General features: G+C 38.8%; 8 protein-coding genes. 3 read left to right on the top strand and 5 right to left on the bottom strand.

Going from position 1 to position 10,569, the window contains the following annotated elements; all coding sequences use genetic code 11:
* Window positions 1–300: 300 nt before the first annotated feature.
* Window positions 301–1,863 (top strand): MDR family MFS transporter, encoded by a 1,563-nt coding sequence (locus MW695_RS21070; RefSeq protein WP_247107452.1) that lies wholly within the window; start codon window positions 301–303, stop codon window positions 1,861–1,863.
* Between the two features lie 33 nt (window positions 1,864–1,896).
* Here MW695_RS21070 and MW695_RS21065 read toward each other — a convergent pair whose 3' ends face one another.
* The 4 genes from MW695_RS21065 to xylA form a co-directional block, all read right to left on the bottom strand.
* Window positions 1,897–2,046 carry a YycC family protein gene (locus MW695_RS21065; RefSeq protein ID WP_247107451.1) on the bottom strand — a complete coding sequence of 50 codons (150 nt, stop codon included), beginning with the start codon at window positions 2,044–2,046 and terminating at the stop codon, window positions 1,897–1,899.
* A gap of 360 nt (window positions 2,047–2,406) precedes the next feature.
* Entirely contained in the window at window positions 2,407–3,399 is a 993-nt protein-coding gene (locus MW695_RS21060) for a Gfo/Idh/MocA family protein (protein ID WP_247107450.1), read from the bottom strand.
* A 24-nt stretch (window positions 3,400–3,423) separates the two neighbouring features.
* Window positions 3,424–4,923: a xylulokinase gene (xylB, locus tag MW695_RS21055; RefSeq protein WP_247107449.1), complete on the bottom strand. Its 1,500-nt coding sequence runs from the start codon at window positions 4,921–4,923 to the stop codon at window positions 3,424–3,426.
* A 79-nt stretch (window positions 4,924–5,002) separates the two neighbouring features.
* Window positions 5,003–6,316, bottom strand: coding sequence for a xylose isomerase (xylA, locus tag MW695_RS21050; RefSeq protein WP_247107448.1), 1,314 nt, complete (start codon window positions 6,314–6,316; stop codon window positions 5,003–5,005).
* 340 nt (window positions 6,317–6,656) lie between these two features.
* Between xylA and MW695_RS21045 the strand changes: the two genes are divergently transcribed.
* Both MW695_RS21045 and MW695_RS21040 read left to right on the top strand, forming a co-directional pair.
* Window positions 6,657–7,835 (top strand): ROK family protein, encoded by a 1,179-nt coding sequence (locus tag MW695_RS21045; protein ID WP_306421258.1) that lies wholly within the window; start codon window positions 6,657–6,659, stop codon window positions 7,833–7,835.
* A gap of 86 nt (window positions 7,836–7,921) precedes the next feature.
* Window positions 7,922–9,064 (top strand): acyl-CoA dehydrogenase family protein, encoded by a 1,143-nt coding sequence (locus tag MW695_RS21040; RefSeq protein ID WP_247107446.1) that lies wholly within the window; start codon window positions 7,922–7,924, stop codon window positions 9,062–9,064.
* Between the two features lie 188 nt (window positions 9,065–9,252).
* Here MW695_RS21040 and MW695_RS21035 read toward each other — a convergent pair whose 3' ends face one another.
* Window positions 9,253–10,554 (bottom strand): pyrimidine-nucleoside phosphorylase, encoded by a 1,302-nt coding sequence (locus tag MW695_RS21035; RefSeq protein WP_247107445.1) that lies wholly within the window; start codon window positions 10,552–10,554, stop codon window positions 9,253–9,255.
* Window positions 10,555–10,569 lie beyond the last annotated feature (15 nt).

Here is a 10,569-nt window from a genome sequence, read left to right as displayed (position 1 = left end):
CTGCAGGAGGAAAGGGCAGGTTGAAATCCACCGGCGCAGCCGGTTAGTTCAACGCCCGCCTGCGGAAAGCGTGCCCCCCATCCCGGTAGCGAGATCGGAGGGCCGAACCCTGACTACTAAACAAAAATTTTGGGTTTTTCTTTTTTGTTTGCTTTTTTAGAAAGAACCATACATACTCCATTGAAATGATCAGACTATCCGTTGATCTCATTTGTTTCATGTTAAAATAAATAAGGTACAATAATTAAATAGTCACTCACAAGCTAATCACGTCTGTTTTTCATACTGGAGGCTTTAATAATGGAAAATTTAGATTTCAAAAAAAAGTTGACGATTATGGTTGCTGTCATGTCTGCACTTCTTTTTGCTGCTTTAAACATGACAATTGTTGGGACTTCATTACCTAAAATCGTTGCTGATATTGGTGGAATGGATTTTTATAGTTGGGTGTTCACGATTTATATGCTAACAGCTAGTACAACCGCTATATTAGTTGGCAAATTATCTGATATTTATGGCCGCAAGCCATTTATTTTAACTGGAATTGCCATCTTTACAATTGGTGGCTTATTAAGTGGCTTTTCAAGTACGATTATTCAACTCATTATCTTCAGAGGCATTCAAGGTTTTGGCGGCGGCATGATTATGTCATCTGCTTTCACAACCATTGGAGACTTATTTCCACCTCGTGAACGAGGGCGCTGGCAAGGATTAATGGGTGGTGTATTTGGGGTCTCTAGTTTAATTGGTCCAACATTAGGTGGTGTCATTGTCGATAATCTTAATTGGTCTTGGGTATTTTGGATTTTTCTACCAGTTGGTGTTTTTGCATTCATGATGATTCTCAGACTGTACCCTCAAGTTGAGAAAAAAGCAGGCGAAAAAATTGATTATTTCGGATCAATGACATTAGCTGTTGCTATCCTTTCATTATTATTAGCAGTCAGCTGGGGTGGGAACGATTACGGATGGACTTCCATTCAAGTCATAAGTATGTTCCTAGTATTTATCGTATCATTCTCGCTTTTTCTTTGGATAGAGCAGCATGTACCAAGTCCTGTTGTTCCTCTCACCTTATTTAAGAACCGTATCGTTTCTGTTTCAAATTTAGTTTCTTTTTTATCGGGAGTTGGCATGTTTGGAGTCATTATGTACGTTCCTTTTTTCGTTCAAGGTGTGTTAGGTCGTTCGGCTACGGTTTCTGGTTTGACAGAAATAGCTATGACCCTGTCGATGGTCGTCTTCAGTACTATTGCCGGGCAGCTCATTACGAAAACCGGGAAATATAAACACTTTGCTTTAATTGGTTTTCTGCTATTTTCTATTGGCCTCTTCCTTAATTCTACTTTATCAACTGAAAGCTCACTCGTAACACTCATTTTTTACTTAATGATTTGTGGTATAGGTCTTGGCTTAACAATGCCGATTTTCACTTTAACCGTGCAAAACGCAGTCGAACATCGATATTTAGGTGTCGTAACGGCAACTTCTCAACTTTCAAGACAAATGGGAGGAACGATTGGCGTCGCTTTACTTGGTACGATTTTAAATGCACGTATGGGGAAACAGTTAAGTGAAATGAGTATCCCAACTTCATTAGAGGGAATATCTAGTGATACCTCTCAGCTAATGAATCCTAGCTTATTAATGGAGCCAGGGGAAATTGATTTAATCCGAAGTCATGTACCGGAAGAGTCCATCACCATCTTTGATGAACTTCTTTCTTCCTTACAAGAAATGTTGAGTGCTTCCTTATCATCTGTATTTCTTACAGCTTCCATTATAATAGGCTTGGCCTTAATCGTGACATGCTTCTTAAAAGAAATCCCACTTCGAGAATCCAATGAAGAAAAGTCGATGTGAGGATAGCTACACTAGCTACTCACATCGACTTTTCTAATCGTCTCGATCATGTTCAGACTTTTCCAATTCAGCCAATTTAGCTATTAAAATATGCTGAGGCATATGCATAATTTGCTCTAGTGGGAGCTTTAGCTTTTCTGCCAATTTTTGCGCTGTTTCTGCCGAGATTTGATGTGGTCTCATGAATGGGCCTCCTTCCACTTGTTCCAAGGGCACTGTGCCCTTTAAGCAATGAGCGAAACAGTTACCTGTTTTGAAAAGAATTAATCCGAATGGGTTTTTCATATCAATCAAACGACGAGTGCAGCCATTGCTAATTAAAAGTACTGAAAAGGTCGTTTTGTACTTTTTCAGTGTCCTCTTTATTCCTTTTATTTTATCATATTTCTCGTGTTCACATTAAGATAACAAGCTATAACTTTTTTATATTGCCATTACAACATTTCACGAAGACTGCTCCTGCTTTCGAACCCACTTATATTAGAAATAGCAAAACAAGACTACTGAATGACGAATATATTCAGTAGTCTTTTCATGAGTGTACTAAATCATTATCCGATGGCCTGACCTTAATGATTCATAACAAGCATCAATGACTTTCATATTACGGATAGACTGCTCACCAGGATAAAAAGGCTCCTGACCTTCTAATACTGCTTTAGCAAAGTGTTCTACCTGGTTTTTGTATTGATCGTCTAGTATCGTTTCCGTCCGTACATCTCCACCTGCTTCAACGATGATAAGACCTTCACCTTCGTTAACAACATCTGGTCGATACGCTCTCGGAACACGGATAACACCTTTAGAGCCTATCACTTCATACTCATTACGATTTGTCATATCAAAGCTACAATCAAACATCGCATTCACACCATTGGCCATTTTCATATGAGCAAAAACAGATAAATCGATTCCACGTTCGGGCTCCACTTCGCCATGTGCTTGGATACTTAATGGTTCAGTTCCTAATATATGGCGTATTGAATGTACAGGATAGCAACCTACATCAAATAAACTACCTCCACCTTTTTTAGCATCTGCTCTTATATTGCCAGTGCGGTCTTCTAGTAAGAAAGAAAAACTCCCTTTAATGAGTTTCACTTCACCAATTTCTCCCGAAGCAATAATTTTACGAACTCGTTCATGTTGACTATGAAACTGATACATGAATGCTTCCATAAATGTAACACCTTGATTATGACAAACATTTACCATTTCCTCAGTATCATCAGCCGTAAGCGCAGCAGGTTTTTCACATAATATGTGCTTTCCTTGTTTTGCTGCTTCAATCACCCACTTTTTGTGTAAATGATTTGGTAATGGGACGTAAACCGCATCAATATCAGGATCTGCTAACAGATCTTCATAGCTATCGTATATGTTTGATATAGATAACGATTCAGCTACTTCGGATGCCCTTCCACTTGAACTTGCAATTGCAGCTACTTCGCCATTTCGCGAGCGCTGAATTGCAGGTATCACCTGTGTTTGACCGATTTTAGCTGTACTTAAAACTCCCCATCGTAACGCTTTCATGAAAGTCCCCCCCAATTAACCTTCTTATTTGCGGAAGCTCACTAATTGTTCATTTAATGTTTTAGTCTGTGTATAAACACTTTGATATAATGCAAACAATTGCTTATATGCTTCCACATGTTCTTGATTTGGTTCATACGTTTTTTTCACTTCCAGCCATTCATCCGCACAGTCGGCAAGTTTATCATACCAACCACAACCATATGCCGCAAGCATAGCTGCACCAACACCAGGACCTTGCTCAGTTTCTAGTCGTTCTACCTTCGTATTAAAAATATCCGCTTGCATTTGTAACCAAGTTTCGTTTTTCGCACCACCGCCAATTGATAACACCTTATCAATTTGCTTACCTGCATCACGAAATAATTCGATCGATTCATTAAGCGAAAACGTAATTCCTTCCAAAACAGCCCGAACGAAGTCCACTCGTTTATGAGAAGCATCCATTCCAATGAAGCTAGCTCGAATACTCGAATCTGCATGTGGTGTACGTTCACCACCTAAATATGGTGTAAACAACAGCCCATTAGCCCCTGGTGGAACTTGATCAATGTTTGCTGTTAATTGCTCAAATGGTTCGTCTTTAGCAAACACATCCTTAAACCAGCTTAAACTATGACCCGCAGTTAAAGTGACGCCCATCGTGTAAAAAGCATTTTCTTGACCATGGTTAAAGTAATGGACTTTTCCACCAAATTCCTTCTCACCGTTCTCCTCATACGAAAGAACAACTCCGGACGTACCGATGCTACACATCGTTTTTCCTTCTGACAGTATACCAGAACCAATTGCTCCACACGCATTATCAGCACCACCTGCGAATACCTTAGTCGATTGTGGTAAACCACTATCAAAAGCAAAATCTGCGGTAATCGTCCCCACACATTCATGTGATTCAACTAATGGTGGACAAATGGATAAATCAATATCAAGCTTATCGGCAATTTCAGAACTCCATTCTTTCTTTTGAATATCTAAAAGCAATGTACCAGCAGCATCAGAGTATTCACTGTGTAACTGACCTGTTAGTCTAAAACGTAAATAGTCTTTTGGAAGTAGAAAAACAGCTGTTTCTGCCAAATTCTCAGGCTCATTCTCTTTTACCCATAATATCTTCGGTAATGTGAATCCTTCTAATGCTGGATTTTTCGTTAATGAAAGAATTTGTTCCCTTCCGACAATGTTATAAATATCCTGACATTGCTTTGTTGTACGAGTGTCATTCCATAAGATAGCTGGACGAATGACTTCATGATTTTCATTTAGTAAGACAAGTCCGTGCATTTGTCCTGAGAAACTAACCCCTTCTATCTTCGCCGCTTCTTTTGGATTTTCCTTCACTAGTTGAGACAAAACATTCGCTGTTTTCTCTACCCACTGCTCTGGGTCCTGTTCACTATAGCCTGACTTTTCTTGAATCAATGGGTACGATTCGGAATATTCAGCTACTACATTGCCTTTTCTATTCATTAATAATACTTTAACAGCACTTGTTCCTAAATCTACTCCTACTACATAACTCATTTATTCTTCCTCCTTTTTATGCTTGAAAAGGCTGTCCATTTGGTATACGGTTCCCATTGGACAGCCCCTTTCTTCATTACTAAACGTTCAAGATATATTGATTTAAAACAGCCTTAATCTTTTCTTGACGACCTGATTTATTTTGAATTGGATCTAATCCTAACGCATATTCTTCAAGCTTATGGAAATCTGCTTTTCCTTCAACGAAATCTCGGCCAATTCCATCATTGAAAGACTCGTATCGATCTGCAAGAATCGTTTCAAATACTTGGTCTTCAATTAACTGATTAGCTACTTTCGCACCAATCGCAAAGGCATCCATTCCGGCAATGTGAGAGTGGAATAAATCATCAGTATCAATCGATCCACGTCTAACCTTCGCATCAAAGTTCAACCCACCAGAACCTAATCCATCATTTTTCAAAATCTCATACATAGCAAGTGTTGTTGAATAAAGGTCTGTTGGAAATTCATCTGTATCCCAGCCTAATAATGTATCACCTTGGTTCGCATCAACTGATCCTAGAAGACCATTTACTCGAGCTAAGCGTAGCTCATGCTCAAATGTATGTCCTGCAAGAGTAGCATGATTCGCTTCAATATTAAATTTAAAGTGTTTATCAAGATCATACGTTTTTAAGAAACCGATTCCTGTTGCTACATCGAAATCATATTGATGAGTTGTCGGCTCTTTAGGTTTTGGTTCGATTAAGAATTGACCATCAAATCCAATTTCCTTTGCATAATCTACAGCTAAATGGAAAAAGCGTCCTAAATTATCAAGCTCTAGCTTCATATCTGTATTAAGTAATGTTTCGTATCCTTCACGTCCGCCCCAAAATACATAGTTTTCTGAACCTAATTCTTTTGCAACTTCTAAACCTTTTTTCACTTTTGCTGCAGCATATGCAACGACATCCGCATTATTTGAAGTAGCAGCCCCTCCAACATAACGAGGATGTGTGAACATATTAGCCGTGTTCCAAAGTAGTTTCACTTTACTTGTTTTCATGTAGTTTTGGATCATTGCAATGATTTCATCAAGATTTTTATTCGTTTCTTTTAATGTATCCGCCTCTGGTGCAACATCAAAGTCATGGAAACAGAAATACGGTACACCTAGCTTTTCGAAGAATTCAAATGCAGCTTCTACACGGGCCTTTGCTAAATCCATTCCACTTAAATGATCCCAAGGGCGAACCGCTGTACCTGCTCCAAATGGATCGCCTCCATCACCTGTGAACGTATGCCAATACGCAACTGAAAAACGCATTAAATCTTCCATTTTTTGACCTTGGATCATTTCATTTGGATTATAATGCTTAAATGCAAAATCATTTTTAGACTGAGCACCTTCAAATTGAATGTTTGAAACATTTTTAAAATAACTCATGAACCATTCCCCCTAAAATAAGATCAAATAACAATGCGAACGCTTTCACTATTGCTACTTGTTTGAATAAATTGATCATAGCACACAAAACTTTGTTTGTCTATTGGATAAACTAAGTTTATACTAGAGAAATAGAAATTGTTCTGAGTACACTTATATGTCAAAATATAAGAAAGGAAAAAGAGGCTAGAATATAATCAATGTGTTTAGCTAGGAATCTAAACATTGTACGAATAGTAAAGGATCATTCAGAAGTAGTTTATTCCCCCCTCGTACATTGGTTCTGATTCTCATATATTAAAACACAATTGTCTCAGCCTCTCATAAAGGTGATGAAATGATGAACCAATCGATGAATCAACAGCTAGTTAAAATAAGCAATAAATCGCTTGTCCTACAAACAATCATATCTGAAACACCAGTGTCGAGAGCAAGCATCTCTCAAAAATCGGGATTAAATAAAGGAACGGTTTCTTCTTTAGTTAATGAGTTAATTGAAGAAGAGCTTATATATGAATCTGGACCAGGTGAATCTAGCGGCGGTAGACGCCCGCTCATGCTACACTTCAATCAAAAAGCAGGCTTTGCTATTGCTATAGATCTTCAAGTTAACCGACTTCTTGCTGTGCTTACCAATTTACAAGGTGAAATTATAGTCGAACAAACGATTAAACTAGCAGATAGCCATTATTCTGTCGTTCTTTCTAACCTCCATTCAATCATAAAACAATTAATGAAGAAAGCTCCTAATAGTCCATATGGTATTGTTGGAATTGGCGTAGGTGTCCCGGGTATTGTTAATAATAGTGGGATGATCGTTCATGCACCAAATCTCCACTGGAAAAGTATTGAGTTAAAGAAAGAATTAGAATCTACCTATGAAATCCCTGTTATCATTGATAACGAAGCGAACGGAGGAGCCTATGGTGAAAAGAAGTTTGGCGCAGCGCAACAAAGCGAAAATGTGATTTATATTAGTGCAGGAACAGGTATTGGAGTTGGAATCATTCTAAATAATCAGTTGTATCGTGGGATTAATGGTTTTTCTGGCGAGATGGGACACACAACTATACAAGCTGGTGGTCGTAAATGTGTTTGTGGGAACAAGGGATGTTGGGAATTATACGCTTCTGAACGAGCATTACTTAAAGAAGCGAAAAAAGTCTATCAACAAGGTCATATAGATTTAGAAGATCTCATTAAATATGCCAACGAAAAAGACAAACGAGCCCTAACTATCATTCATGAAATAGGTTTATATTTAGGTTATGGCATTAACTCGATTATGAACACATTCAACCCCGATGAGATCATCATCGGAAATCGTCTTGCTAGTTTAGAGCCTTTTTTACAGGAGCCAATTGAAGAAGTAACGAATCAAAATCGCTATCAATTTCAACAGGCAAATCTTCACATTCGTTTTTCAACATTGGCCACACATTCAACTGCTCTAGGAATGGCTGCTTTTGTATGTGATGCCTTTATTCGTCCAAAAGAAGGCCTGAGCTTTTTGAGCTAATTAGACTAGTGGATATGCCTATTTGCTTCGTGATTCCTACAAGCTTATGGTAAGATAAGTAAAAGGAAACAGTAGGAGTTGAAACAATGTTATTACACCATTTAGTTCAAGCAGAACGAAAAAAACGATTACGAGAAATCGTGGCTATATTTGCTGATCGTGCGAAAGAACATGATGAAAAAAAAACATTTCCATTTAAAAATATAAATGAACTACAAGAGGTTGGCTACCCTTCTTTAAGTTTACACACATCATTAGGAGGACAAGGTTTGACATTAACTGAATGGCTAGAACTCCAAGAGATCCTCGCCATCGCTGATGGCTCCACTAGCCTTTCAATCGGTTGGCATATTGGTATTACATCGGAACTACATGATAAAAATTGGCCTGAAGAAACATTAGATGAAGTGGCAAGTGATATAACCACCAAAGGTGCTCTATTAAATGCAGCTGCAACAGAACCAGAAACAGGTAGCCCTACTAGAGGAGGTAAACCTACAACAAAAGCGGTCCAAACTGAAAATGGCTGGCTCATCTCTGGGCGAAAAAGCTTCACCTCAATGGTACCAGCACTAGACTATATTCTCGTTTCAGCTACACTCGAAACAGGTGAAGTCGGTAACTTTCTCGTCAAGAAAAAGTTTAAAGGTATTTCCATTGATGAAACATGGGATACAGTTGGTATGCGCGGAACAGCAAGTCATGACCTTATTTTAAAGGACGTCGAGGTTCCTTCCCATTATTATGTTGAAACATTTACTCCTGGACAAAAGAGTCCTGCAGGCTGGCTCTTACATATTCCAGCTTGTTATTTGGGGATTGCGCAAGCAGCACAATACGAAGCTGTTCAATTTGCTAAGACCTATTCTCCAAACAGTTTAAATGGGCCGATTAAAAATATACCAGCGGTTCAAACTAAAATTGGAGAGAATGAAGCTGATTTAATTCAAGCACGTCACTTACTTTATGGCGTTTCTTCGAAATGGGACCATGCAACCGATGAGGAGCGAATGTCGATGCAGTTAGAATTAGGAGTCGCTAAATTTCATGTCGTCAATTCTGCTCAGAAGGTTGTTGATCGAGCGATGCGAGTAGTTGGTGCTCACAGTCTATACAACAGTAGCAAGCTACAACGATACTACCGGGATGTTAGAGCAGGTATTCATAATCCTCCAATGGATGATCGAACGATACAATTACTTGCTCATGCTCAACTGAATGAAGAGTGATTGATAATAGTTAGCAGCTACCTCCACTATCACATTTCTTTATAATTAAAGCCTAATGAGTGAACCTATCTTCTCATTAGGCTTTTTTTAGTAATTAGGATATTATGCGCGGATGTCGTTTTGCTTAAGTCGAAATCGAATACAATTAGGACAATGGCTCCGCACAATGATTTAAACAACAAAAAGACTTACATGAGTTCATCATAAATAAGATTAGGTGGAGCGACTTTTTCCTCGGAATAACCATAGGCATTCTCAACGATTTGTACGACTTGTTCAAAAGAACAGTCGTTGACATGCAACGTCGCTAAATTATCACCTTGTTTAACATGATCACCAAGCTTCTTATGTAGCTCTATTCCGACTGCAAGATCAATTTTTGATTCTTTTGTCGCTCTTCCAGCTCCTAGTTGCATCGCTGCTACCCCAATTTGTTCTGTATCGATTGTTTTTACATAACCCGTATATTGAGAAACAACTTGCACAAGCCTATTCGCAACAGGCAATTTTGTAGGATGATCCACAATAGATGGGTCACCCTTTTGTGACTCAATAAACCTTTTTAACACATTTAGAGCTTCCCCATTTTCAATCACTTCTTCTAGCATCTCTCGCGCTTTCTCTAGAGACTTAGCCTTCTTCGCTGCATACACCATCTGACTTCCAAGTCTCATACATAGCTCGTATAAATCGTTAGGCCCTTCACCTTTTAATAGACCAATCGCTTCCTTGACTTCTAAAGAATTACCAACTGTATACCCTAAAGGCTGACTCATGTCAGAAATAATAGCCGTCGTTCTCCTGCCGAGTTGCTCGCCAATTTCCACCATTGCCTCCGCTAATTCTCGAGCCTGGTCATATTCCTTCATAAATGCCCCGCTACCTGTTTTTACATCAAGCACAATCGCATCAGCACCTGATGCAATTTTCTTACTCATAATAGAGCTTGCAATTAACGGTATCGAATTGACCGAAGCCGTTACATCTCGCAGTGCATATAATTTCTTATCTGCAGGAGCCAAGTTGCCTGTTTGTCCTACCACTGCCAGTTTATTTCGATTAACTAATGCAATAAATTCAGATGGTTTCATTTCAACAGAGAAATGAGGAATCGATTCTAGCTTATCGATTGTTCCCCCTGTATGACCAAGCCCTCGCCCAGACATTTTAGCAACAGGAACTCCTACAGCTGCGACAAGTGGTGCTAAGGCGATTGTTGTTTTATCACCAACACCACCAGTAGAATGCTTATCTACTTTGATCCCTTCTATTTCAGAAAGATCAACTTGATCACCTGTCTCAACCATCGCCAACGTTAACTCAGCTCTCTCTTTCATTGTCATATCTTGAAAATAGATGGCCATTGCAAATGCAGACATTTGATAGTCAGGAATCGAACCATTCGTATATTCATTAATAACATATCGAATTTCTGCCTTTTCTAATTCTTCTCCATCTCGCTTCTTAGCAATGATATCAACCATGCGCATGAATGATCACATCCT

It is taken from the genome of Halalkalibacter sp. APA_J-10(15), from assembly GCF_023017105.1.
Taxonomy (GTDB): domain Bacteria; phylum Bacillota; class Bacilli; order Bacillales; family Bacillaceae_D; genus Halalkalibacter.
This window is presented reverse-complemented; position numbering and strand designations above follow the sequence as displayed.